Source organism: Burkholderia sp. RS01, assembly GCF_039748055.1.
In the GTDB taxonomy this organism is placed as follows: Bacteria; Actinomycetota; Actinomycetes; order Actinomycetales; family Micrococcaceae; genus Arthrobacter.
This window is the reverse complement of record NZ_JBDLAK010000001.1, coordinates 207,825-233,873: the sequence shown is the minus strand read 5'-3', so window position 1 is coordinate 233,873 and position 26,049 is coordinate 207,825. Positions and strand designations below refer to the sequence as shown.

Annotated in this window: 13 protein-coding genes; all 13 read right to left on the bottom strand. The window is 68.9% G+C overall.

All coding sequences use genetic code 11. The features are described 5' to 3' along the window. Positions 1-246 precede the first annotated feature (246 nt). Complete coding sequence (locus ABFP37_RS00995) at positions 247-1,068, bottom strand: inositol monophosphatase family protein (RefSeq protein WP_078030027.1); 822 nt, start codon at positions 1,066-1,068, stop codon at positions 247-249. Next, a complete protein-coding gene (ligA, locus tag ABFP37_RS00990) occupies positions 1,065-3,335 on the bottom strand; it encodes an NAD-dependent DNA ligase LigA (RefSeq protein ID WP_347032471.1) in 2,271 nt (756 codons plus the stop codon). The genes ABFP37_RS00995 and ligA overlap by 4 nt, the downstream gene beginning before the upstream one ends. A gap of 60 nt (positions 3,336-3,395) precedes the next feature. Beyond that, positions 3,396-4,016: a hypothetical protein gene (locus tag ABFP37_RS00985; RefSeq protein WP_139362950.1), complete on the bottom strand. Its 621-nt coding sequence runs from the start codon at positions 4,014-4,016 to the stop codon at positions 3,396-3,398. A gap of 88 nt (positions 4,017-4,104) precedes the next feature. After that, a complete protein-coding gene (locus ABFP37_RS00980) occupies positions 4,105-8,568 on the bottom strand; it encodes an FtsK/SpoIIIE domain-containing protein (RefSeq protein ID WP_347032470.1) in 4,464 nt (1,487 codons plus the stop codon). Further along, positions 8,565-9,308: a hypothetical protein gene (locus ABFP37_RS00975; RefSeq protein WP_347032469.1), complete on the bottom strand. Its 744-nt coding sequence runs from the start codon at positions 9,306-9,308 to the stop codon at positions 8,565-8,567. Before ABFP37_RS00975 ends, ABFP37_RS00980 begins: the two co-directional genes overlap by 4 nt. Beyond that, positions 9,299-10,885 (bottom strand): serine/threonine-protein kinase, encoded by a 1,587-nt coding sequence (locus tag ABFP37_RS00970; RefSeq protein ID WP_078030032.1) that lies wholly within the window; start codon positions 10,883-10,885, stop codon positions 9,299-9,301. Before ABFP37_RS00970 ends, ABFP37_RS00975 begins: the two co-directional genes overlap by 10 nt. Further along, positions 10,882-12,609 carry a hypothetical protein gene (locus tag ABFP37_RS00965; RefSeq protein WP_347032468.1) on the bottom strand — a complete coding sequence of 576 codons (1,728 nt, stop codon included), beginning with the start codon at positions 12,607-12,609 and terminating at the stop codon, positions 10,882-10,884. Before ABFP37_RS00965 ends, ABFP37_RS00970 begins: the two co-directional genes overlap by 4 nt. Next, the gene (locus tag ABFP37_RS00960) at positions 12,596-13,477 is read right to left on the bottom strand and encodes a protein phosphatase 2C domain-containing protein (RefSeq protein ID WP_078030034.1); all 882 of its coding nucleotides are present in this window, start codon (positions 13,475-13,477) and stop codon (positions 12,596-12,598) included. The genes ABFP37_RS00965 and ABFP37_RS00960 overlap by 14 nt, the downstream gene beginning before the upstream one ends. Beyond that, positions 13,474-14,568, bottom strand: a complete 1,095-nt coding sequence (locus ABFP37_RS00955) for an RDD family protein (RefSeq protein ID WP_347032467.1) — start codon at positions 14,566-14,568, stop codon at positions 13,474-13,476. The genes ABFP37_RS00960 and ABFP37_RS00955 overlap by 4 nt, the downstream gene beginning before the upstream one ends. A 235-nt stretch (positions 14,569-14,803) precedes the next feature. After that, complete coding sequence (locus ABFP37_RS00950; protein ID WP_347032466.1) at positions 14,804-17,308, bottom strand: transglutaminase domain-containing protein; 2,505 nt, start codon at positions 17,306-17,308, stop codon at positions 14,804-14,806. Continuing rightward, a complete protein-coding gene (locus tag ABFP37_RS00945; protein WP_078030037.1) occupies positions 17,305-18,648 on the bottom strand; it encodes a DUF58 domain-containing protein in 1,344 nt (447 codons plus the stop codon). The genes ABFP37_RS00950 and ABFP37_RS00945 overlap by 4 nt, the downstream gene beginning before the upstream one ends. A gap of 67 nt (positions 18,649-18,715) precedes the next feature. Beyond that, positions 18,716-19,687 (bottom strand): MoxR family ATPase, encoded by a 972-nt coding sequence (locus tag ABFP37_RS00940; protein WP_347032465.1) that lies wholly within the window; start codon positions 19,685-19,687, stop codon positions 18,716-18,718. 102 nt (positions 19,688-19,789) lie between these two features. After that, complete coding sequence (locus ABFP37_RS00935; protein WP_347032464.1) at positions 19,790-25,894, bottom strand: Ig-like domain-containing protein; 6,105 nt, start codon at positions 25,892-25,894, stop codon at positions 19,790-19,792. Positions 25,895-26,049 lie beyond the last annotated feature (155 nt).

Genomic DNA, 26,049 nt, shown 5'->3' with positions numbered 1-26,049 from the left:
AAACAGCTGTTTCCGTGATTGAACTATCACTCGCACCCGTTTCCGGTTGGGGCGCTCGTACCGCCGCAATTGAGGCGGGTCTGCCCGACCCTGCCGTCATCGAAAAACTGGCGTCCGACTATGGCTGCATTTCGCCGAGGCACCCTGGCTGCCGGACATCATTGAGCGCTACAACCTGACCCCGCCCCCGGGCTGAAATTTGCCGGGCACGTCTGGTATACGGGTAACAAGTCCACCGCCGCCGCCTCAGAGCGGAAACTTGCCGGACATTTCCAGCGTTCCCGCGCATGTCCACGCTGCGAGGCGTTCGTCGTCCGTTGGGCCGCCGTTCAGCGGGCTGGTGAGCCGGGGACGCCGCACCCAGCAGCCGGCTTCCTCGGCGATCAGGGCTCCGGCGGCGAAGTCATGTTCGTTGAGGCCCCGCTCGCCGAAGGCGTCGTGCGTGCCGTCGGCGACCAGGCACAGGTCCAGGGCCGCGGAACCGAGCCGCCGCACGTCTGCGAACCCTTCCATGAAGCCGCCGAGCGCGGCTGCCTGCTCAGCGCGGACCTCGGGATCGTAGCTGAATCCTGTGGCCAGGATCTGGCCGGCGCGGCCGGACACTGGACCGGTGAGCTGGACGCGGCGGCCGTCCTGTTCGAGCCAGGCGCCGTGGCCCTTGGCGGCGTAGTACACGCGCCCCAGGGCCGGGGCGTTGACGACGCCGGCCAGCCACGCGCCGTCGGCGTCGGCAACTGCGACGGAGGTGGCGTAGTAGACGATGTTCCGGATGAAGTTGGTGGTGCCGTCCAGCGGGTCGATGGACCAGCGGAATCCGCTGGGATTCTCGGGGCGGGTGGTCCCGTGCTCCTCGCCGGTGATGGTGTCCTGCGGGCGGGCGCCGCGGATGGCGCTGCGGACCGCGTCCTCGGCAGCAACGTCAAACGCGGTGACCCAGTCCCCCGCGTCGCCCTTGTTGCTGACGGCGCCGTCAGCCAGGGAACCGCTGGTCCGGGTGGACAGCACCGCGGCGCCGGCCTCGGCGGCTGCCTTGGCCACGCCGAGCAGCTCAGTCGGATCCGTGCTCATTCGGAGCCGTTCCTGTCGTCGTCCGTAGCATCTAGAGCGGCCGCTTCCTCCGGTGCTCCGGCAGCCGGTCCCTTGGCCAGTAGCTCCCGGAACCCGTCCTCGTCGAGGACCGGCACGCCCAGCTGCTCGGCCTTGTCCAGCTTGGTGCCGGCATTCTCGCCGGCCACCAGGTAGCTCGTGTTCTTCGACACCGAGCCGGCGGCCTTGCCGCCGCGGATCAGGATGGCCTCCTTGGCCTCGTCCCGGCTGAAGCCGGGCAGGGTGCCCGTGACCACGATGGTCAGCCCTTCAAGGGTGCGCGGCGTCGATTCGTCCCGCTCATCCGCCATCCGGACTCCGGCGGCGGCCCAGCGGTCAACGATTTCCCGGTGCCAGTCCTCGGCAAACCACTCCTTGAGCGCTGCGGCAATGGTGGGACCCACCCCGTCCACGCCGGCGAGTTCCTCCTCGGAGGCCCGCCGGATGGCGTCCATGGTGCCGAAGTGCGTGGCGAGGGCCCGGGAGGCCCGCGGCCCGACGTGCCGGATGGACAGCGCCACCAGCACCCGCCAGAGCGGCTGGGTCTTGGCCTTTTCAAGTTCTTTGAAGAGCTTTTCCGTGGTGGCCGTCGGCTTGGACGGCGTCTTCGCGGTGCCCTTGCTGTAGAAGTACGGCACGAGCTCGAACTCGCCGGTGGCCACGCCCTTGGACCGCTTCTCGCGGCGGATCTTCACCGGGGCGAGGTCCTCCGGGGTGAGGTCGAAGAGGGCGGCCTCGGTGGTCAGCGGCGGAACCTCCGGTTCGGCGGGCTGCGTGAGGGCAATGGCTGCTTCCCAGCCGAGAGCCTCGATGTCGAAGCCGCCGCGTCCTGCCAGGTGGAACACGCGTTCGCGCAGCTGCGAGGGACACGACCGCGCGTTGGGGCAGCGGATGTCGACGTCCCCCTCCTTCGCGGGCGAGAGCGGGGTGCCGCAGGACGGGCATTCCGTGGGCATGACGAAGTCGCGCACCGGCGGATCCTGCTGGTCGCGCAGGGCCAGGACGGGCCCGACGATTTCCGGAATGACGTCGCCGGCCTTGCGCAGCACCACGATGTCGCCGATCTTCACGCCTTTGGCCTTGACCACGTCCTGGTTGTGGAGGGTGGCCATTTCCACGGTGGAGCCGGCCACCTTGACCGGCACCATGATGCCGTAAGGCGTGACCCGGCCGGTGCGCCCCACGTTCACGGCGATGTCCAGCAGTTTGGTGTGCACTTCCTCGGGCGGGTACTTGTAGGCGACGGCCCAGCGCGGGACGCGGGTGGTGTACCCGAGGGCGCGCTGGGTGGCGAAGTCATCCACCTTCACCACGATGCCGTCGATCTCGTGCAGCAGGCTGTGCCGCTTGTCCCCGTACCGGGAGATGAACTTCAGGACGTCGGGCAGGCCGCCCAGCACCTCGAAGTACGGGCTGACGGGCAGCCCCCACGCCTCCAGCTGCCGGTAGGTTTCGGACTGGCTGGCCACTTCAAGGCCCTCGCGGGCGCCGATCCCGTGGACGAACATCTTCAGCGGGCGTTTGGCGGTTTCGGCGGGATCCTTCTGGCGGAGCGAACCCGCCGCGGCGTTCCGCGGGTTGGCCAGCGGCGCCTTTCCTGCCTCGATGAGCGCCTCGTTGAACTCCGCGAAGGCCTTTGACGGGATGAACACCTCGCCGCGGATCTCCATTTCGGCGGGAAACCCGCTGCCGCTGAGCTCCTGCGGGATTTCCTTGATGGTGAGCACGTTGTGGGTGATGTCCTCGCCGGTGGTGCCGTCGCCGCGCGTGGCCGCCCGGACCAGCTTTCCGTCGCGGTACAGCAGGTTCACCGCCAGGCCGTCAATCTTCAGCTCGGTCAGCCACGAAACCTGGTGGTCGCCGACTTTGGCAATGCCGGCCTCGGCCTTGGTGATCCAGGCTTCCAGCTCCTCGAGGGAGAAGACATCCTCGAGGCTGTACATGCGCTGGAGATGTTCGACGGCGGCAAACGCCGCCGACACTTCCCCGCCCACCTCCTGGGTGGGTGAATCATTGGACACGAGCTCGGGGTGCAGGGCCTCGAGTTCCTCCAGCCGCCGGAAGAGGGTGTCGAACTCGGCATCCGAGACGAGCGGCTCGTCTTCCTGGTAGTACGCGAACCGGTATTTCCGGACGAGGTCCGCCAGGTTCTCGTATTCTTCACGGACCGACTCCGGCGGAATCACTTCCGGCTCGAGCTGGTCAGTTCCGGTAGCTGCATTGTCTGCGGGGCCTGATGCTGTGCTCACAGACCTATCTTGCCTTACAGCCCTGACATTGTGCCGACTGGACGTGCCGTCCCTGAGGGATCACACGTGGCCGGCGAGGCGGTTCCTGCTCCACAGGGCGAACACGAGTCCGGCGAAGCCCACCAGCAGAACGCCTCCCATGATGGCGAACACCCCCAGGTATCCGCCGGGGCCGTCGTCACCGGTGCTGACGGCCGCTGCATGGCTCGCCTTCACGGGCTTGGCAATCGGCTTGTTCCAGTTGGACTCGGCGGTCGGGCCGGAGTCGGATCGGCTGGGCGAGGCGCTCGCAGTGGCGGGGACCGCCGTCGTGCGGGCCGCCGTGGCGGACGGTGATGATGTCGCCGTCATGCGCCCCGTGGCCGGGGCAGTCGGAGCCGGTGCCGCGGTGGGCGCAACCGGGGCGGGGTTCGCGGGCGGCTTGGCGGGAGCCGGCGGGGCAGGCGCGGGGGCCGGCGCCTTCCTCGCAGGCGGTGGGGTCGAAGGCTCGGCCGTGGGTGCGGGCGAACCGGACGACGGAGCCGTCGGCGCGGGCGAACCGGACGAGCACGGCTGTGTGGGCAGGCCGCACAGCGGTTCGGCGTGCGCGGCCCCCGTGACGCCTGCCGCCGCCGCTAGGGCCAGCGCCGTGGCAGCGAGTCCGGGCACCACCGTGGTCCGTAGGAAATGGGGTCGGATCATTGGTTACCTTTGCAGCCGCGGAGGACAGTCCCGCACAGAGTCTTGTCCCGGGTATCTTCCTACAGGGCAGCGCGGGGTAGCAAATCCCCTACTGCCGGCTCTCCGGTGGCAGGGCGATCTGGAGTTTGCGCACCTTGCCCCTGCCCACGATGTAGCCGCGGCCCGGAATGAAGTCGGTGCTGACCCGTCCCAGCGACGTATTAAGCAGGCTGTCGCCTTCGATATCGCCCGGATTGATGAGCAGTCCCCGCCTGCCGGACTTGAAGGGCTGGGCCAGCGACCAGGCCGAGGACCACGTGGACGTCTCGGACTCCCCGACCACCCACTGATCGGCCTTGATGGAAGCCGCCACAAGCCGTTCCACGCCGGACTCCGCCAGGGTGTCCGTGAAATCCGTGAGGCCCTCGATGAAGATGGCGAGCTTCCCGGGGTTGGCCGAGGAATGGTCCGTCAGTGCCTCCACGGCTTCCTCGACGTCGTCCGGTCCCACGAGCGAACGGTCCCAGACCGGCAGCGATGCCACCGCCGACTTCCGCGACGCGATGTAGACCAGCTCCGTCTCAGGGTTCGAGCGGCGCAGCGCGTAGGCGAGCGTCACCAGCGCCACGGTCCTGCCGGCGCCCGGCGGGCCGGCCAGCAGGAGCGGGCCCTTGGCCATGATGGCGGCAGGCTGCAGCGTTTCGTCGTCGACGCCGATCACGGGCAGGTCCGGCCGGCCTGCCGGCAGGATGTCCAGGTCCACCTGTTCCGGCAGCCGTTCGATCCGCGGGGCCCTCTCGACGCCCTGGCGCAGCATGGCTTCGCTGAGCTTGTGGACCTCCCTCGCCTGCAGCGCCAGGTTGGAGTTGCCGCCCAGGACGGCCAGCTGCACCTCATGGCTGCCGAGCAGGCCGCGCCCGGGAGGCGATGCCTTGCCCAGGACGTCCTTCGGGACGTCCATGGTGATGTAGTCCTCCTCAGCGGAGAGCCGCAGCACCAGCCTGCGCTGGATGGACGCAAGCAACGACGGCGGCACGGAGTTGGGGCGGTCACCGGTGACGACGAGGTGGATGCCCAGGGGACGGCCGTCGGTCGCCAGCTGCAGGAAGAGGTCCCACAAGGCTGAGAGGCGGCTGTATTCGTATGCCTCGCGGAAGGCGGACATGCCGTCCACGAGCACGAAGATGCGCTTCTCGTCGGGCATGTCGGCGAGCTTCCGGTACTCCACGATCGTGGACGCCCGGACCTCGGCAAAGCGGGCGGAGCGGTCATCAGCGAGGTCGCGGAGCCAGCGCAGGAGCCGGCCCACCCGCTCGACGTCGTCGCCGTCGATGATGCCGCCGACGTGCGGGAGTTCTTCGAGCATCTTCAGGCCGGCGGAACCGCAGTCGATCCCGTAGACGTGCACCGGGCCCCCGCGCGGGGTGACGGCGGCAGCAATGGCTATCCCGCGGAGCGCGGCGGACTTGCCCGAGCCTCCCGTGCCGTAGATGGCCATGTTGCCGTCCCTGTCGGGCTCGTAGAAGACCGTGGGCTGGTCCTGGCGGGCGGGATCGTCGGCAACGCCGAGCAGAAGGCGCTCGTCCGTGCGCGGGTTCGGCAGCAGGGAGAAATCGTAGGTCATGGCCAGTTCGTTCAGCCACGGCTTGCGGGGCGGCCGGATGGCGAGGAGGTCCGCGGCCCGGATGACGTTGGCGGTCATCCGGGCGATGTCGTTGGGACCGGACGGCTCGTCCCTGACCGCAGACTCCGGCGCCGGCGTCGCCCAGGCGGGACCGGACCCGAACGCCATTTCCACGATGTCGACCTGCGGGCGCTGCGGCCGTTCGGTGGTCCAGCCGCCGGCGTAGCCGGTCTGGAACCCCTGGATCCGGCCCGGTCCTGTTTTTGCCGCGCCGCGGCCGGGGATGGAGGGGTCGAAGTAGGCGGCATCCGGGACGCCGAGGATGTCGGTGGCGTCGTCCTCGTCGGCCATGCGCAGCGCCACGCGGAGGTTGGTGTTGGCGCGCAGGCTCTCCTTGATGACGCCGGCCGGGCGCTGGGTGGCGAGGATCAGGTGGAGCCCGAGGGACCGGCCGCGGGCGGCGACGTCAACCACGCCGTCCACGAATTCGGGGACCTCGGTGGCGAGGGCGGCGAACTCGTCCACCACGATGACCAGGTACGGCGGCGCGTCGGGGTCCGCCTCGCGCTGCAGGGCCAGCAGGTCCTTGGCCTTTTTCCGGTTCAGCAGCCGCTCCCGGTAATGCAGTTCGGCGCGCAGTGAGGTCAGGGCGCGGCGCACGAGGTGCGGCGAGAGGTCCGTGACGAGCCCCACCGTGTGCGGCAGGTGCAGGCAGTCGGCGAACGCGGCACCGCCCTTGTAGTCGACGAAGAGGAAGCTCACCCGGTCCGGGCTGTAGGCGGTGGCCATGCCCATGACCCAGGACTGCAGGAACTCGGACTTGCCGGCGCCCGTGGTGCCGCCCACGAGCGCGTGGGGGCCCTCATTCTTGAGGTCCAGGTACAGCGGCTCGACGCCTTTGGATCCCACCAGCGCCCGCAGCGACCCGCTGTCCTTGCGGTTCGCGACGGCGGTGGTGCGGACCGAGTTGTTTTCCTGCCACCGTTCCGCGACGACCTGCGGATTGTCCAGGAAGTCCTTGCCGATCAGCGCCGCGTAGGAAACGGCGCGGGGCAGGTTCGAGTCGTCCTCGAGGGGCTTTCCGGCGTCCACCACGGGCGAGAGCATGCGCGCCAGCTGGCCGGCGAGTTCGGCGTCGAGGCTTTCGCAGCTCACGGGATACGTGTGGCGTCCCAGCCGCACCTGCCCCGTAGTGGTGCCGTGTTCGCCGTCGACCGCCATGAAGTCACGGCACGCGGCCGGGAGGGCCTCAACGCCGGTGGCCACCCACAGAACGTGCACCCCGGCGTCGGGTCCGCGCTCCACGAGCCGGGTGAGCCTCCCCCGGTCCACCGGGGCGTCGTCCTCGATGATGACCAGGACCGAGGGCAGCACCGGGGCGGGGAGGTCCCCGGTTTCCTCGTGGATCCCGGGCCGGTGGACGGGGCCTGCCGACTTCAGCGCGGCTTCGCGGAGCTCCAGGAGGTCCTCCAGCCGGGCCAGGAGGCCGGAGCCGCTGGCGGAACCGGCCGCAAGGTGGTCGCCCGCGATCGGGCTGTGGCTCGACCCGACATGCGGCAGCCACTGGAGCCAGTTCCAGCGTTCCCGCGACCGGGTGGACGTGATGGCCGCGACCGCGACCTCGGCCGGCGAGTGCAGGCCCACGAGCTGCAGCACCATGCCCCTGGCCACGTCGTCGACCAGCCCGCGGGAGCCCGCGAGGCCGAACGAGCCGGAAGACCGCAGCTGGGAGACGACCGGCACGCCTTCAATCTCGCGGAACTGGTCCAGGCAGTCCTCGATTTCGCGCCGGTACGCCGTTTCGGTTTCGCTGAAGTTCGGCTCCTCGAACGGCACCCGCGACGGCACCGTGCCGAGTCCGAACCGGAGCCCGAGGAACCCCTGGTGCTCGGGCCGGTGGGTCCAGAGCAGGGGGCCAAGCTTGTAGATCGAATCGACGGTGTCGCTGACGGACGGCGCCTCCTGCAGCCGGACCGCACGTTCCACGCGCTGCAGCTCGGTGATGTCCAGCCGGAACGCGGCCATGGATTCGCGGAACTGCTTGACCTGCTCCTTGTGTTCCCGCTTGGACTGCAGTTTCTGGTCCACGTGATGCCCCACGATGAACAGCGGCATCATCAGCATGAAAACCATGGAAATCAGGCTTTGCGTGACAGCGAAGAGGACGGCGCCCATCATCAGCGGGGCTATCAGCATGATGTACGGGAAGGCGTGGTGGTCCTGCCGTTTTGGCCCGGCGGGCGCCACCCGCTTTGACGGGGCGAACCGGGGAACCACGCGCGGGGAACGGTTGAAGTCAACAAGGGGCGACGTCGGAGCGGCCGCGCCGCTGCGGGCCAGCGGCACCACGGTCAGCTCGGTGTCGCCGAGCGTCACGGTGTCCGAGGAATTCAGGGTGGCCCGGGTGACGGGCAGCCCGTCCATCTGGAGGCCGTTGGCCGAGTTGGTGTCAACGATCTCGACGCTCTCCCCCACGGTGATGCGTGCGTGCCGCTTCGAGGTCAGCGGGTCGGTCAGCCGGACGTCGACGTCCCGGTCCCGGCCGATGTAGCTGGTGCCGGACGGCAGCGAGAACTCCCGGCCGACGTCGGGCCCCGACAGAATGCGGAGGGTGGCGGCTGCTGGTCCGCGGCCGCCGCCAGGACCACTCCCGGCCCCGGGAACTCCAAACTGCTCGCTGACCTGGGTCAGCGAGACAACCGATCCCGGCCGCAGGCCCGATTCCAGCAGGTTGTCCGTGCGGTTGAGCACAATGCCGCGCATGCCGCCGGCCACGAACGCCTCATCGATCCGGAGCGAGAGATTGGGCGGGGCGGGCTCATCACGCCGGCCGGGGTCTGCGGTCCAGAGTTCCGTGGCGATGTCCGCCACAGTGGCCAGGCCGTCCACGGTGACGGCGAGGTCCTTGGCGTCAGCGGGGTCCCGGCGAAGCGTCAGTCGGATTCTCATCCTTCGTCGGTCCCTCTCATTTTTTCAATCAGGTACAGGTCATCTGCGGTCACCAAATGGGATGTGACGGCATGCTCCACGAGCCGGGCGCGCCGGTTGGTGGCGAGCTTCCCGCCGCCTCCCCGGAGGCCGGCCACGCCTACGCGGTCCAGTTTGTCGCACACGTTGTCCAGCTTCCGGTTGAACCGGGTGAGCGCCCAGCCGAGGGTCTTGGCGGCCGCCGCGGAGGACGGAATCGCGCTGAATCCGGTCCCTTCCCGCCGCAGCATGGGTTCGGCCAACGCCACGATTAGCGCCTTTTGGGAGTCCGTGAAGACCACAGGCCCAATGGTGGTGTCGCCGGCGCTGGAATCGCCCGGAGCCTCCTGCCGGAACGACGGCGTCTTCAGGTGCACGGCGAATTCGTAGGTGGTGGGCCCGGCCGTGAAGATGATGGTGGTGTGGCTGAAGACCAGCGGCAGGCGGGCGCCCGGGGAGAGCCAGGCCTGCATTCCGCCAGAGCCGTCGGCCACGGTTGCCGAGAGCATGCTGCCCACGTTGCTGAGCCACCAGATGCCGTCGTACCGGGCGATCTGCAGGAAGCGCCGGTGCAGGTACGGGTTGTCATCCACTTCCAGGTCGCCTTCGCGGCCGATGCTGAAGATGTCCTCGTCCGTCGGCTCGTACCATTCGCCGCAGAAGTCTATGGCCAGGTCTCCCATTTTCAGTGTCTCCTCTTTGGGCTGTTTCGTCAGACGCACGCGATGGAGTCCTCGCCCGCCGGGGACGCGGAGCCGTCACTGCGGACAATGATCACCTGCACGCAGGTGGGTTCGGTGGGGTTGGCGGTCACATCCACGCGCGGCACGGACGTGGACTGGTAGCCCCCGCCGTCCTTGACGGTCTTGATCCGCCACTTATAGGTGTCGCCCGGCTTCGGCTGCGGGTTGGTCCACGTGAACCGGACCTTCCCGGCTGCTCCCGCCGCACCAGCGAGCTTCGCGACGTCCGGCACGGACCCGTCATCCAGGGCATCTGCTGGCGGCTTGCTGGGCTGTTCGCTGGCCAGCACCTGGGGCTGCGGCGCCGAGGACGCCACTACGACGCCCACCACGACGGCGAGCACCAGGACTGTTCCGCCGGAGATGGCCAGCCAGAGGTTGCGCTTCCCGTGGTCCGCGGGCGGCGCGTCGGTCGCGGGCGCGTCCGGGGCCTTGGGCCGGCCGCTGCGGAGGACCGTTGCCTGGGTCCAGTCGTCGCCGTCGGGTGCTGCGGCAGGGACGGCTGCCGGTGCTAACGGCGCAGGAGCCGGGGACGGCGCCGGGGCAGGCTGTCCGCTGTCCAGCGGCCACGTCCGCGCCGGGAAGGTCGGGGCACTGCCCGTTCTGTCGGGGTCGATGGCGGCGATGCTGCGTACGCGGGTTTCCTCGAACCCGTCGTCGGGATGGCTGTCCTCCTGCTGGCGCTCCTCCAGGACCTCGAAGGGCGTGACGGACAGGTTGAGCTCGGCCTGGATGCGCTGGAGTGCCAGCGCGAAGGCGTGGGCAGAGGAATACCGGGAGGACGCCGACTTCGCCATGGCTGTTGCCAGCGCCTGTTCCAGCGATTCAGGAACGTCGGCCCGGCCGAGCCGCGGGACGGGCATGGCGGTGATGCGGGAAATCAGTTCCTTCTGCGAGTTATCCGCCCCGGGCAGGACGAACGGCGAGCGTCCGGCGAGGAGGGTGTACAGCGTGGCGCCGAGTGCCCACACGTCCACCATGGCGCCGTCGACCTTTCCTTCCCGGAACTGTTCCGGCGGGGACCACGGGATGGACATCCCGGCGTCCTCGTCGGCGTCGCCGCCGAGGGTTCCGGAGATGCCGAAGTCGGTCAGGGCCGGCCGGTTGTAGTCCGTGACCAGGATGTTGGCCGGTTTGATGTCACGGTGCGCGATGCCGGCCCGGTGGGCTGTTTCGACGGCGGAGGCCACCTGGATGCCGACGGCCAGGACCTCGTCCACGCTGAAGCGCTGCCGCCGGTACCGGACGTCCAGGCTGGGCCGGGAGCAGTATTCCATGGCCAGGTAGGAGTGCCCGTCCTCCGTGACCTCGGCCTCGAAGATGGTGACGATGAACGGATGCGACGACAGCTGGGCCATGAGGTTGGCCTCAGACTCGAACCGGCGCCGCGCGCCTTCCGTTTTCAGGCCGGAGAGGAGAACCTTCACGGCCACCTTGCGGCGCGGGCGGTCCTGCTCATAGAGGTAGACATCGGAGAATCCGCCCGATCCGAGCAGGCTGACGTAGGTGAAGCCGGGGATGCGGGGCGGCGGGGCTACGGGCCGCTTGGAACTCACAGGATCTCCTCAAAGCGCAAGGAAACGTCATCGCCCAGTTCGGCGATGTCACCGTCCAGGACAATGGCCATCTCGTTCTGGGCCAGGCGCCGCGGCGGCTGGCCTTCACGGATCAGCACGGTGCCGTTGGTGGCCTTCAGGTCGCACAGCATCACGTGCCAGCCCTCCAGTCGCACCTCGACGTGGGACCGCGAAATGTCGCCGCCGGGGCTCGCCACCTGGACCAGCCGCGGCATGACGCCGCCCTGGACGCGCGACACCGACGGCTGCCGTCCAATCACCAGCGACTCATCGAGATCGATCACGTCTCCCGTGGACAGCCGCAGCCGGCCGAGCCGGGGACGCGGCACCTGCACGGCGACGTCCGGGAGGGCGGAACCGCAGGCGGGGCACTGCGCGCTCGTGGGCGGGCTGGCGTGGCCCCGTGCGCACACACGGGCCAAAACCAGCGGGCCTCCGCCCGGCGACCGGCCGGAGGCAGCGGCCGCGGCGGGCTGGACGGGCGCCGCCGCCAGGTCGCTCTTGAGAATGGTCTGCCCGTCGTGGTCGCCGTCGGCAAGCTGTCCAGGCAGCTCCTGTCCGGGTGACTCCTGGGCGGGCGGCTGTGCCGGCAGCTCCTGTTCGGGCGCCCCCTCCGCTTCCGGACGGGCGTCAGGCAGGGAAATGAACGACGGCGGGGCCTGGGGGCGCGGGCCCCGGTCACCGCCGGTGGCCCACGGCACCGAATCAATCAGTCCGCCGGACGCCGGCGCGTGGCTGGCCGGTGCGGGCTCTGCAACTGGCTCGGCATCCGGCGCGGCAGCCAGCTTCTGGTTGGCTTCCCGGGGTTCCGCAGGCTCCTGGCCTGCTGATTCCTGGCCTGCTGATTCCGTGCCGTCGGTTGCCTCGCTCGCCGGTCGCGGGGCGCCGTCGTCGTCCTGGTCGTCACGGACGGCCGCGTCCTCGATGCGGCGCACCACAGTCTTGTCCCAGAGGTGGTCGTACGAACCGGTAAGTTCGGTGGCCGGTGCCGGCTGCCGCGGCTGCGGCTGCGGCTGTGGCTGTGGCTCTTCTTCAATTGAGCCGGACAGGTCAGCGGCCCCGGTGACGGTGAAGCCCGTCTCGGGCATGCGCGTCTCTTCAATCCCGCCGTCAGCCGGCCCGTTCCCCGGCATCCCCGCGGACGTTTCCTCGGGGATCCCCGCGACGGTCTCGGCCGAGGCTTCCCGCGCTTGCTCCAGGACCGCTTCAGGGTTGGCTTCCTGCGCGGAAGCCGCCTCACGCGGATTCACCGTAGGCTTGCCGCCTCCGGTGACCTCCACTCGGAGGGTCTTAAGGAAGACTGCGCCTTCCGTGACCGGCAGCTCCAAGGCCGAGGACTGGCCCGGAACGGTCAGGCTGAACCACTCCGGCGCGTCCAGCCACCGCTCGGTCCAGGTGGTGACATTCCGGCCGTCGAGCTCCACCGGGCCGCCCGGAAGCTGAACCGTCAGGTCGAGGTCACCGCGGAGGAAGACCCTCAGTGACTCCCCGATTCCAATGATGCCGAACCAGGGCGTACGGGACAGGGGCACGCCGAATCCGCTCGTCACGGCGTGGAGCACGTCATGGACTTCTGGCCCGTCGCCCAACAGGTCCCACACGGTGTTGACCAGCGGCGCCGGCGTATCGGGGCCAAGGACGACCGCCGTTCCGGAGCGGACCAGCCCCAACCAGCCGCCCGGAACGTAGCTAGCTGCGGTCATGGGCAGATTCCTCGGTCGCGGCTGCACGCGGCAGGGTGTCCTCGTCCTCGGCGGCCGAGGCAGTCCTCGGTGCCGTGGTGGCCGCGCCTGCATCATCCAGGACGTTCCTGGCGTCGATGACGATCACGGTGATGTTGTCCCTGCCGCCGCTCCTCAGGGCTGCCTGGATGAGCGCGTCCACAGCTTCCTGGGGGTCTTCCACCGAGCCCAGAATGCCCAGCATGCGGTCGTCCGTCAGCTCCCCGTTGAGCCCGTCCGAGCAGATCATGACGCGGTCGCCCTCCTCGATCGGGAGCAGCCAGTAGTCGGCTTCCGTGTCATCGCCCGTGCCCAGTGCGCGGGTCACGACGTGCCGGCGGGGGTGGACTGCGGCCTGCTCGGCCGTGATCTCTCCGGTGTCCACCAGCTCCTGGACTTCGGAGTGGTCCACGCTGACCTGGGCGAACTGGCCTTGGCTGAGGCGGTACGTCCGGGAGTCACCGATATTCATGACCAGCCAGTAGGGAACGCCCATTTGCTCCACCACCACCACGCCGCTCAGCGTGGTGCCCGCACGCGAGCCTGTGGCGGTGCGGATGGAATCATCCGCGGCGGCCAGGAAGTGCTGCACGACGGAAGCCGTGGCGGTCCGCTCCCCCGTGGCCAGCTGCGGCATTGCCGCCAGTGCCCTGACGCACATGCCGCTCGCGACTTCGCCGGCTTCATGGCCGCCCATGCCGTCCGCGACGGCGAACACGGGATCGGAGGCGATGAACGAATCCTCGTTGAGCTCGCGGCGAAGGCCGCGGTCTGTGCCGTAGCCGTAGCTCAGGCTGAGGCCCGGCTCCCGGCCGGCCCCTGGAGTGTGGGCCGCCTGCTGTGAGTTCATGCCTGTCCTACGGTGAAATTGCGGTCCCCGAAATGAACCGTGGTTCCGGGGCTGACAAATGATGGCACGCCGGGTTGCAGCGCCGTGCGGACGCCGTCCGGTGTGGTGACGGCGCTGCCGTTCGTGGAGTTGCGGTCCGTCACCCAGACGCCCGCACCGTCCGTGAGGAGGTGAAGGTGGGTCTTGGAAATGGTCCGCCCGGGATCCGGAACCGCCAGCAGCTGGGCCTGGGACTCGCCCGGGTTGGCGGCGGGATTGCGCCCGATAAGAACGTGCCGGTCCAGCCGGAAGTCGCGGCCGTCGTCGAGCTGTATCCGCAGCACTGCGACCGGTCCGGCCAAGCCGGAACCGGAGCGCAGCTGCGTCCGGTCCAGTCCGTCGTCGGGGTGGCCGCCGGCGTTGGCCGCCGCCGGGGAGACCGGCTGTGAAACAACGGGCGAGGCGACCGGTGAGGCCACCTGCTGCACGGGTGGAAGGTCCAGGGGCGCGAAGCTGTACGGGCCCTGGATGCCGCCGGTGGTCACCGGATTGCGGCCGGCGCCGACGTCAAACACGAGGGTCTTGGCGGCAACGTCATTCCATCCCCGGAGCCGGCCGTTCCTGTCCCAGGCATTTGACAGGACCACGACGACCGCCCAGGCAATGCCGAGGAGCACGGCGGGCGCCAGGATCCACGGCGCAACATCGAACCACTTGAAGATGGCCACGAGTGCGGCGGCGAGGACTGCCAGGAGTATTCCTGCTCCGGTGACGATGCCGCGCAGGAATACAGTACCGGCGCCCGGTGCGTAGCCGTCGCTGTCAGTGCTGCGGATGCCCATGAGGCGGTTTCCGATGGTGTTGCCGGACCTGCCCTCGATGCCTGCCAGGACGAACGTGTAGATGAGGGTCAGGCCTACGGCCACGCTTCCGAGGAGGACCAGCATGCCCGTGTCGTACACGATGAAGCCGGAGCTGCGGGTGCTGGTGACGCTCGCAAATCCGACGGACAGAAGGACCACTAGGATCACTGCCGGAGCCAGCCAGTCAAGCACGGCGGCGCCGAGACGCTTGCCCGGCGCAGCCGGCACCAGCTCCAGTGTCCCTCCCATTCCAGATCCTTCCCCCGGCCCTACCGGGATGCTACCGGGAATCGGCCCGGCGTGCGGCGCGGCCCGGGTTTCGGCGCCGCCCACACTGTTGTGCCCGGTCAGGTCGGACCGGGCACCGCCGCTGGACCCGCGAACGGCGCGGCCGCCGCGGTTCGCCAGGGGCGCCCCGCACGCACCGCAGTAGGTTGCCCCGGTGCGGACAGGCTGACGGCAGTGCACGCACCGCTCCACCCTGTCACTCATCGCCGGCTCCGCCCTTGGACGCGTTCCGTCCCCGGAAGCGTGCCCGCAGGGCAGCTGGTGCCTTCAGGACGGCCCGAGGATTCAGGGCCGTCCGTGCATTATCGCCGCGGGAATTCAGGGCGGCCCGGGCATCGGCCAGCAAGGACCGCGGCGAGAACCGTGCCTGCTGGCGCCGCCAGAACCCGACTGTGCCGGTGATTTCCTTGAGCGAACCGTCCACGATCTCCCAGTACTCCCGGACCTCGTCCTCGCTGGGCTGGCCCGCCCCGAAGATGGAAGCGTCCGCCCGGTGTGCCAGCATCGTGGTGGTGGTGCCGGTCGCCGGAAACGCCTCCGCCACAACGGCTGCCGTCTCCCGCCGCGTGGCGCGGCCGTCAACAGCCGCGCCCATGTCCGTGGCCAGGCTGAGGACTTCGTTCCATCCGCCCCCGACCCGCTGTGCCGGGTGCCCCTCAGCGAAACGGGACTTCCTCCGCCGCGACTTGAGCAGGGCAATGACCAGCAGCGGCAGGGTCAGGATTCCGACCGGAATCAGGCCGATGCCGATGGCGCTGAGGATGGGACCCCAGAAGAGCCACGGATTGTTCTTCTTCTCGTCCGCGTCCAGCGCGTCAGGCGAGGAGTCCGGCGGGAGGTCGGCCGGTTCCTGCGGCGGGGGCGGCGGCTGCAGGACCTGGGGTTTGGGCTTGGACTTGCTTTCGGGGTCCGGCGGAATGGGGATGTTGTCCTTGGGCGGCGTGGGATCGAACGTGACCCAGCCGACGCGGTCGAAGGCAACCTCGACCCACGCGTGGACATCCTTGCCCAGGATCCTGACTTCACCTGCGCCGTTTTCCGGGCTCTTCGGGTCCGGGTAGAAGCCCATGACGACGCGGGAGGGGATGCCCAGGTGCCGCAGCATGAGGGACATGGCCACGGCATACTGTTCGTCGTCGCCCAGCATCTGCTTGGCGGTCAGCAGGTCCCGGATGCGCGCCGCGCCGTGGCCGGACACGCTGGGGAGCTGACCGTCGGCGATGAGCCCGTTGCTGAAGGCGCCCTTCTTCTGGAAATGGGCCTCGATCTGCCGGACCCGGTCGATGGCCGTGGGCGCGTCGGCCGCGAGGTCGTTGGCTTGGGCGCCCACCACCGGCGGGACCTCCGCGGCATCCGGGAGCGTGACCTTGGCAAAGTCGTACTGCGTCAGCTGGCCGTGCTCCAGTTTCACCGGGTCCGAAACCTGGACGCTGTAGGAATCGCCCTGGGACAGGCCCTTGGTGGTGACTGCCGTGTCGGTTCCGGAATTGAAGTACAGCCCCGCGGCTGCGTTGGACGAGCCCGTGGCGAAGCTGAGGCCGGTGGTTTTCCTGCCGCCGGGGACGAAGTAGCCCTGATAGTCCTCGACCGTGATGTCCAGCGTGTAGTCGTTGGTGGGCACCGATGCCGCGGTATCGGCGAGGGTGTTGATCGACTTTGCGTCGCCCACCTTGCTGAAGTTGCCTGAGCCGTTCGGGTCCATCGTGTAATTGGTGCCGTTGAAGGCGTCCAGGGCCCCGAGCCTGACCCGGGCGTCCTTGGGGAGACCCTTGACGACGAACAGGGCGTCGTCCTTCTTGTCCTTGACGAAGTTGCGGAAGCTCGCCAGCGGCGTGACGTAGTCCTTGGAGTCAAACGGCGGCACGACGACGTTCCGCAGGACTTTGCGTTCGTCGCCGGCGGCGAACAGCGGCGACACGACGGCCGTGATGCCCACGGTGGCGGCTATGACGGCGGCCCCGGCTGCCAGGCGCCGCAGCCGCGCCCGGCCGGCGGTATCGGCGTCGTGCTGGGGACGGTTGACCGAGACCTTGCGGGTGTCGGTGCGGCGCAGGCAGTCCCGGCGGAACGTGGCCCAGGCAATGCCCACGACCGTCAGGGCGGTGCCCCGTTCCACGGTGAGGAACCCGGCATTGGTGCTGAACGCGATGCCGGTGACGAACAGGGCCAGCACCGGCAGGAGGGGCCAGTAGGGGCTCCTGACCCGCCAGGTCAGCACCCCAGCAACCGCCGCGGCGATGAGCGAACTCAGGAAGGGGACGATCAGCACCCCGCCCGCCGTTCCCACGGGGACCCCCACCGTGAGCATGTCCTTCCACGAGAACACCACCCCGAGCAGGAGCGTGCGCAGCGATTCCGGGCTCGGGATGACGCCCGCGATGGCTGCGCCGGGCACAGCCAGGGCGGTGCCGAGGACCAGATAGGAACCTAGAGCCAGGGCCGTGGTGATCAGGAGGCCCAGCCGGAAATGCGCGCTGCAGGCGGAGACGGCCAGGCCGAGGATGATCCCGCCGAAGCCCGCCACCAGGTAGTACGGGTCGCCGCCGAAGCTGAGGCTGAAGCCGAGGACGCCCAGCCCGAGCAGCACGGTGAGTGCGCCGCCGTCGAGCAGGAAATGCCACCGCGGCTGGCCGCTGGCGAAGGCCGAGGGCGGCGCGGACGGAACCTGCCGCCGCGGGCGGAGGCCGGGTGCCTGGCTCATGCGGCAGCCTTTCGGAGGACGGCGGGAAGGTCGGAGAGGTCGCCGAGGGTCAGCACCGTGAGGTCGGCGATGTTGGCACGTGCCGGGGCCGCACCGGCGTCGAGCCGCACGGCGATGCTGCGCACGCCGGGCGGCACCGAGGCCGCGGCAGAGCGGAGCTGGGCGGGCTTCACCTGGCTGCCCACCACGAAGAAGACGACGGAGGCGTTGGGGACGGTGTCGGCCAGCGTCCGGGCAAGGTCGACGGCGGTCTTCCGCTGCGGGGCGCCGACAATCCGGGTCATGTCATCGAGCATGTTGCGGCCGGTTTCGCAGCGGAGCGGGCCCGCCTGGGTCAGGACGTCCAGTTCGCGCTGCTCGCGGATGGCCTGGCGGCCGATGGAGGCGGCGGCGGAGATGGCCAGCTCGAACTCGTGCTCGGAGGCGTATTCGTCGGTGTTGATGGACAGCGAAATGGCAAGGTGGGCCCGGCGTGTTTCTTCGAACTGACGCACCATGAGCTTGTTGGTCCGGGCCGTGGTTTTCCAGTGGATGTGCCGGCGGTCATCACCGGGCACGTAATCGCGCAGGGCGTGGAAGGAGACGTCCGCACTGGAGAGATCGGTGGTGGGCATGCCCTCCAGGTCGCGGATGAAGCCGGCGGCGGAACCTGCCAAGGCCACCGTCCGCGGATGGACGTAGAGGTCCTCGGGCTCGGTCCAGAGCACCTGGCGGCGCAGGAGGTGCAGCGGGTCGGCGCGGACGGAACGCACGGGGCCCACCACGATGACGGCCCGGCGTGCCGTGGGGATGGTGAAGAGGTCCTCGTGCACCTGTTGCGGCTTCATGCGGGGCAGGTGGAAGACGGCCGTCGCTCCGCCCACCGGCAGTTCCAGGTCGGCGGGCAGGAGTGGCCGTGCGGACGTGTTGGAGACGGCGATGCTGCCCACGGCGCTGTCCCCCACGGCCACCCTGGTCCGGGCGAGATCCAGCAGGACGCCGTACGAGGACCGCCCCAGGATGAAGCCGACCGCGATGAGGAAGAGCACCAGCGCTGCGACCGCCGCGGCCTTGGCTTCCTGCCAGCCGTAGGCGTGACCGGCAGTCCAGAGGAACGCCGACGCCCCCAGCACGGACCAGCCCAGGACGCTCACCACGGAGAGCACGGGACCGATGTGGCGCTCCCAAAAACCGCGGACGGCGCGCCAGGCAGGGGCCAGCGCCTGTCCGGCGGTGCTGCCGGCCTCGCGCCACACCGCCGGGCGGTGGAGCCGGCTGCCTTTGGCGGAGGGCATGCCGTCCTTGCCGAAGGGCGGCCGCGAGCGGTCAGCAAGCCTGGTGAGCGGGGTGCCGGTGGACATGTTGGAACCTTTGTTAGCGATGCTTCGGTGGGTGGCGGAGCGGTGGCAGCGGGCCGGATACCGCGTATCAGACGGTCGCGCGCTGCTGCGGCGCTGCGACGTCGGCCAGCACCCGGGCGAGCACGGCGTCGGCCGTCGCACCGGAGAACTCGGCCTCGGGGTCCATCACGAACCGGTGCGTCCAGACGACCGCCGCGAGGTCCTTGATGTCGTCCGGCAGGACGAAATTGCGCCCTTGGCTGGCTGCCCAGACCTTGGCCGCCCGGACCATGGCGAGGGCACCGCGGACGGACACTCCCAGCCGCGTCTCCGGGGCGTTCCGCGTCTCCTCGCAGAGCCGGGAGATGTACTCCAGCACGGCGGTGTCCACGTGCGTGGTGGCCGCGAGGTCGGCCATGTCCGCCACGGCCTGCGTGGTGATGACCGGCTGCAGGTCCCGGGACCGGTCCTTCAGGTTGGCGCCGCCGAGCAACTGGACGGTGGAGGCGTGGTCCGGGTAGCCGATGGACGTCTTGATCAGGAACCGGTCCAGCTGGGCTTCGGGCAGACGGTATGTGCCGGCCTGCTCGATCGGGTTCTGGGTGGCCATCACCATGAAGGGGCGTCCCGCCTCGTACGTGGTGCCGTCCACGGTGACGCGGGATTCCTCCATGACTTCCAGGAGCGCCGACTGCGTCTTGGGCGAGGCGCGGTTGATTTCATCGGCGAGAACGATGTTGTTGAAGATCGGGCCCTTGTGGAATTCGAACTTCTGGGTCTTCTGGTCGTAGATGGTCACACCGGTCACATCTGAGGGCAGCAGGTCCGGAGTGAACTGGATACGGTTGTTGGACCCCTTGACGGTGGCGGCCAGCGCGCGCGCCAGAGATGTCTTGCCCGTTCCCGGTGCGTCCTCGAACAGCACATGGCCTTCGGCCAGCATGGCGGTGAACGTCAGGCGGATGACGTGTGCCTTGCCCAGGACGGCCTGGCCCACGTTGGCAACGAGCTTTTCGAACGTGCCTGCAAACCAGGCGGCCTGCTCGGTGGTCATGGTCATGAGTTGGTTCCTCTTCTGTGTGGCGCAAAGTTTCTGTGTGGCGCATAGTTTCCGGCAATTCCGGGGCGGTTCATTGGTTCGTCATGGGATGGCTCCCCGGGATCAGCACTGGCCAACGCCAGGTCCCCTCACGTCCACCGTGACGCCCTTGACGTACCAGCCGGAGTGCGGCCCGCCGTTCATCAGGTACCAGCGGCCGTTGTTGTTGTAGATGTCCGCCCAGCACGGCGTGGCGATCCAGCCGTCCGAATAGGACACCCAGTTGGCGTCGCTGCCTCCGCAGCTGCGCGTCGCAGCGTTGTAGCGGTCCGCGACGCCGGGCTTGCCCGGGCAGCTGTTGTTGTCGCTCCGCTTGACCCTGACTTCGGTGAGCGGCGGCGTGGGATCGGCCCCCGACGTTGAGGCCGCGGAGTCCGCCGTGCCGCAGTCCTTGATCCCGTTGGTGCCGTTGCAGGCTCGGACCGCCAGGGTATGCCGCTGGCCCCAGCCGCCGCCGGAGTGGTTGTACTGCCGGGTCAGGCCCACGGACTTGAAGCCGGTGCCGTCATAGTTGACCTCGTAGCGGTTGATGGGCCGCCCGTTGTTGTTAGGTGCGGTCCAGGTCCAGTGCACCTGGGGGTCTCCCTTGGGGGACGTTTCGCCTGAAACGGCCGGCGCGCCGGGCGGCCCGTACGGCACTGCCGATCCGATCGCCTTGGCGTCCCCGGACACGTTGTTCTTGATGGACGTGGCGATGATGTTGACCGTCACGGTCCTGCCGTTGGGCTGGTTCGTGATGGTTCCGCCGCCGGCATTGATCGGGCCTGAACCGTACGCGGTGGACCAGCGGTAGCGGATTTCATCGGCCTGGGAGCCGTTGCGCTGGGCTTCGGTCAGTGGCGTGAACGTCACGTCCAGCTGCCCGCTGTTTCCCGGCGCGCGCACGCTGCCGCTGTTTACCGTTCCCGGCTTTCCTGCAGCACGTATGGGCGCGGACTGGGCGCTGGTCCCGGACGTTCCCGCCTTGTTGGTGGCCGACACGGTGAACGTGTAGTCGGTTTCGGAGTTTGCCACCGAAACGTTCAGGGACGTTCCGGAGGCCACCTGCTGGCTCTTGACCGCCGTCCCTCCGCGCAACGTTGTCAGCGTGTAGGCGGACACTGCGTCACCGTTGTTGTTGGGTGCCGTCCAGTTCACCTGCAGCTGGCTTTGGTTGCCCACGGAGCCGGCGCCGGAGACTGTCGGCGCGGCCGGTGTCACGGGGACTCCGGCGGGTGTTTCCGCGGCGGAGTAGGCGCTCCATTCAGAAGGGTCCTTGGCGTCGTTCCTGGCCAGGACGCGCACTTTGTAGGCAACGCCGTTTTGAAGGCCCTTCCAGACGTAGGCGGCGGCCGTGAGGTTCTGGACCTGCGCGTTCTGACCGTTGGGCGCCGGCGAGATCTCGAGGTCGTAGGACTTGACCGGCGAGCCCTTGCTGGCCGGTGCCTTCCACGTGATGGTGAGCTGTTTGTCGCCGAACTTCATCGCCGGAGCAAGAGGGGCGTCGGGCTTGACGTCGGGGCGGACCTCGGCTGAAACGGGTGAACGTTCGGACTCGCCGAAGTCGTTCGTGGCCGTCACCTGGAAGTGGTATTTGGTGTTGTTCACCAGGTTGTTCAGGGTGCACGAGTTGGCCGGGCAGTCCTGCCGGTAGCCGCCCTCGCCGTAGACCGTGTACTTGGTGATGGGTGAGCCGCGGTCCGCGGGCGCGGTCCAGTTCAGCAGGGCTGTCTGGTCGCCGACGCTCTGGGCCTGCGGCGTGGTGGGCGCCAGCGGCTTGTCCTTGACCGTCAGCCGGATCCGGGCCGTGGCGTACCGGGACGCTTCGTCGGTCTTGTCCGCCACGGTGTAGGACACAATGAGCGTTCCGGAAAATCCGGCCGACGGCGTGACGGTCACCGAGTCCCCCGAGATGGCGGCAGAGCCCTGGCCGGTTTCGGTCGCCACGCCCAGGATCTTGAGGGGCACGTCCGGGAAGGGGTTGGAGTCGTTCGCCAGCACCTTCACCGTCACGGGCTTGCCGGCCGCCGCATCGGCCTCGATGTCGTCGTTGGCCATGGCCTTGGCGCGGTTGGAGGCAGTGACGGAGAGGCGGAACGTGGCGACGGCTTCCAGCCCGCGCGGGTCCTTCGCCCGGACCTGCACGGAGCCGTCCTCGCCCGGACGCACGCCGTCCTTCGCCGAGACCTTGAGGGACGCGCCGTCGATGTCCGCGTTGAAGCCCTGCGGAGCCGCGCCGAGGACCTCGTACTTCATGTTCCTTAAGTCGTCGGCGTCGGGGTCGGACGTCAGCTTGGCCAGATCGGTTGCGGCGGAATCTCCCAGCGGCACGTCCACCGCGCCGCCCAGCAGCGTGGGCGGGTTGTTCCGGTTGGGGTCCGGCAGCACCTTGGTGCGGATGCTCAGGGTGGACTTGAGTCCGGCAGCATCGTCGGGACCGGTGCCGTCCGTCACTTCAAAGCTGATGGACCCCGGGCCCACGTAGTCCTTGCCCGCGGTGTACGTGATGGCGGTGCCGCCGTTCGCCACGGGGTCGGCGCCGTCCGCTCCGATCAGCTTGATCCGGTCAGTCTGGGTCAGGCGGGGCGAGCGGCCTTCGCGCACCTTCACCCACTCGGCGAGGTCGGCGGTGACGGACTGGCCGGCAACGACCTCGAGCACATCGTCCTTGGCGAGGGTCGGCACCTGCTGCCCGATGCCCGGCACCCAGATGATGGCGGTGGACGTCTTGCCGTCCACATCCTCAACCGTGTACGGCACCAGCTGCGGCTGCTCGGTCAGTTCGACGATCATGTTGCCGTCCGCCCCGGGGCGGGCCGTTTCGGCGCCGCTGGCCACCTTCAGGTTCTCGCCCACGCCGTCGGGATCCTCATCGTTCTTGAGGACGGGAACGTCGACGGCGGTCTTGCCGAGGGTCTGGGCGGAGGTCACCCGGTCATCCCGGGCAATGGGCCCCTGCAGCGGGACCTTGCTGTCCACCACCACCCGGATGGCCGCCTGGGCGGAGGCGCCCCGCTCGTCGGCAACGGTGTACCGGACGTTGACGGTGCCTTCGGCAGCCGGAGCCTGCAGGATGATGCGTCCGCTTTGCTTGCTGACCTGCGCCTTCAGTGCGGCGTCCGCTTCGATGCCGTCACTGAGGATGCGGATCAGGTCACCGTCGGGGTCGGTGTCGTTTCCGGTCGCGTCGACGGCGATCTGCCGGCCGGGGCGTACCTTGACTTCGTCATCCACGGGCGTGGGCTTCTGGTTCGTGTCGCCGCGGGGCGCGATGCCCACGGTCACGGTGCCGGTGTTCACCGCACCCTGCCGGTCCACCACCTTGTACCGGAAGGAATCGGTTCCGGCTCCGTCCCCGGCTGCGACAAAGTCGATGAAGTTGCTTCCGGCCGTCGCGGTGCCCATGGCGGGCGTGCTGTCGATTCCGGTCAGCTGGACGGAGTCGCCGTCGGGATCGATGCCGTCCAGCGGCACCGGGATCCGGACCGTGCCGGCCGCAACCACCCTGGCCGTGAGGTTCCTGGGCTGCGGGCGGGAGTTCTCGGCGCCCTCGAGCGGAAGAATATGGATGGTGACGGCAGCCGCGCTCTTCTGGCCCTGGGGGTCCACCGCGTTGTAGATCGCCCGGACGGTCTTCGGCTGGCCGCCGGCGATGAACCGGAGGGTGTTTTCCGAAACGAAGCTCCTGCCGTCCTCGGCGGGCACGGCCTGCGGGAGGACCGGATCGACGCTCAGCTTTTCGCCCTGCGGGTGGGTGTCGTTGTCCAGGACGGGGATGGTGGCCACGTCGTTGACGCGGACGTTGATCTCATCGGGTTTGGGCTGCGGAGCTTCCACCACGGCCGGGGCGGGAACCGGCACCACGGACACGCTTCCGGTGGCTGAATCCCGGCCGTTGGACATGGTGTAGCGGAACACGAAGGGGTCCTTGGTTCCGGCGATGTCGGTGATCCGCAGGACGCTGTGGTCAATGACGCTGACCGAGGCGGTGGCATTTTCCGGCAGCGAGACGGACTGGAGCACCAGGACGCCGCCGGAGGGATCGGAATCGTTGGCCAGGGGGTCCAGGAGCACGCTGCCGCCCACCGGCAGCAGGGCCACGTCATGGACGGCCACAGGCTTTCCCGTGTCCTTGCCGGATTCGACGTCCACCCGGATGAGGCCCTGGCTGCTCTGGGGACCGTTGCTCGCAATGTACGTCAGGTAGACGGGCCCGGGCGTCCGGCTGCGGAAGGTGACCGTGCCGCCGTCGGTGACGGGACCGAGTTCGGCGGGACCGCCGGCCTCCACCTGGGCGAGCCGGAGGGCGCCGCCGTTGGGGTCGACGTCGTTCTTCAGCGGTGCGATGACCAGGTCCTGGCCGACGACGGCGGTCACGTGGTCGGAGTTCACCACCGGCGCCAGTGCGCCCGGCGGCTGCACGTTCACCACGACTTTTCCGGTGGAGGTGCCCTGTCCGTCCCACACGGACACGGTGACGCTTTTCTTGCCGGCCGAGGCCCCGGAGTCCTGATAGGTGAGCAGCCCGTCGCGCCGGACCTTCACCTGGTCCTGTTCATTGTCGGCGGTGGCGGACATGAGGACGAGGTCGTCGCCGTCGGGATCCGCCCAGTCCGTCAGGATGTTCTGGCTGACCGTCTTCCCCTGCTCCACGAGCAGGGTGGTGGGATCGCTCCGCTTGAACGCGGGCGGCCTGTTCTCGTCGGGACCCACCACGTTCAGGGTCACCTTGCCGCCGGCGGAAAGGCCGCGGCCGTCCGCCGCGCTGTAGTCGAACGTCTCGGTTCCGGGCGCGGCGTCCGCGGGGACGGCGATCTGGAACGCCGATCCGCCGTGGATGCTCTCGAGGCTGCCCGCTGCGGGGCCCTCGTTCCCCACCGACGCGGTGAGGACGTCGCCGTCGGGGTCCGAGTCGTTGTCCAGCACGCTCAGGACCGTGGTGCGGCCGGGCCGGACGCCGACGACGTCGGGCTTGGTTTCCGGCGGCCGGTTCGGTTTGGTGCGGTCCGGCAGGATGTTGCTGGTGTTGTCGTCCGCTGATTCCTCGTCCTGGTCATCGGCCTGGTTCTTCGGCGGAACCACGTCGTCCCAGTTATTGACCAGCTGCATGTTCTGGTTGACGAGCCACACATTCCCCGAATTCACGTCGTTCAGCACCACGAGGTCCCGGTTGACACGGAACACGTAGCTCGGCGACGCACTTGCCTTGGGCACGGCGACGTTCTTGTCGTCCGCGTCGTTGGCGCAGTCCCGCACGTACTTGTTCACGCCGGACCACGCGGCGTGAGTGCAGCCGCCCAGCTGCACGGGCGCGGCCGGCACGCCCTGCCCGCCGGAGGTGACGGTCTTCGCCGTCGAGCCGTCCAGCGGCTGCTTCACAAGCGCCTTGGGTGTGGCCAGGGCCACGGAGTCCGACGCCGGGCCCGACTGCTGGAGTTTCGCTTCCCTCGCGTCCGCCAGCGCCAGCTCACGGCCGCCCGGAAGGAACAGCCGGCCGGCGGCGGCGTCAAGGACTACAGGCTGGTCCCCCACCACGGCCAGCTGGAGGTCGCCGGCGCCCTTCAGGCCGTCCCAGGTGCTGGATTCCGTGGCGGTAGGCTGGCCGGAGGCGTCCACGGCGGTGACGGTTACCTGCCCCGTTTTCGGATCCGCCGAGTAGATCCGGTCATCCGAGCCAACCGCCGACACCAGCCCCTGGGAGCCGGCGACTGCCGGCTCGCTGGATTCCTCGTCGAAGGCATTGACCGTGGTGGGGGACATCGCCCACATCTTGCCGGCGGCGGGGTCCGTGACGGAAATGACCTCGGTCCCGAAGCTGACCTGCGCCGAGCCGGGGAGCTGTCTGTCCCCGCCGAGCCTCATGTTGGCGGCGGACAACTGGTTCAGGGTGGAGCCGGATTCGTCATCGACGAACACCTTGCCGGCGTTCTGCAGGACGTCAAAGGTGGTGCTGGCCGGGGTTACCGCTCCGTCCAGGACCCGCGAGGGGTAATTCAGCCTGCCCACAGCGTTGCGTGCCTTGCTGACCACCCATACGCCGCCGTCGTTCAAGTCCACCTCGGTGGTCTTGAAGCCCGGGTAGATCACGGCGCCGGCAACAAGCGCGACGGCTGCCGCAGAAAACGCAGTACCGGTGATGAGCTTGTTGCGGCGGTTCCTGAGCCCCAGCCTGCCGAACAAAGTTGACACAGCGTTTTTATTCCCCCGAAATCACAGCCGCCTGAGCGCGGCTTATTGGCCCTGATGTTCATCAGGAGCCGTGACACTCCGCCACTCCCCCATTGAGACGCCGGAATAATTCTGAGTTTCGACTATTACATGGGTGCAGGCGGTTGTCCAAGGAG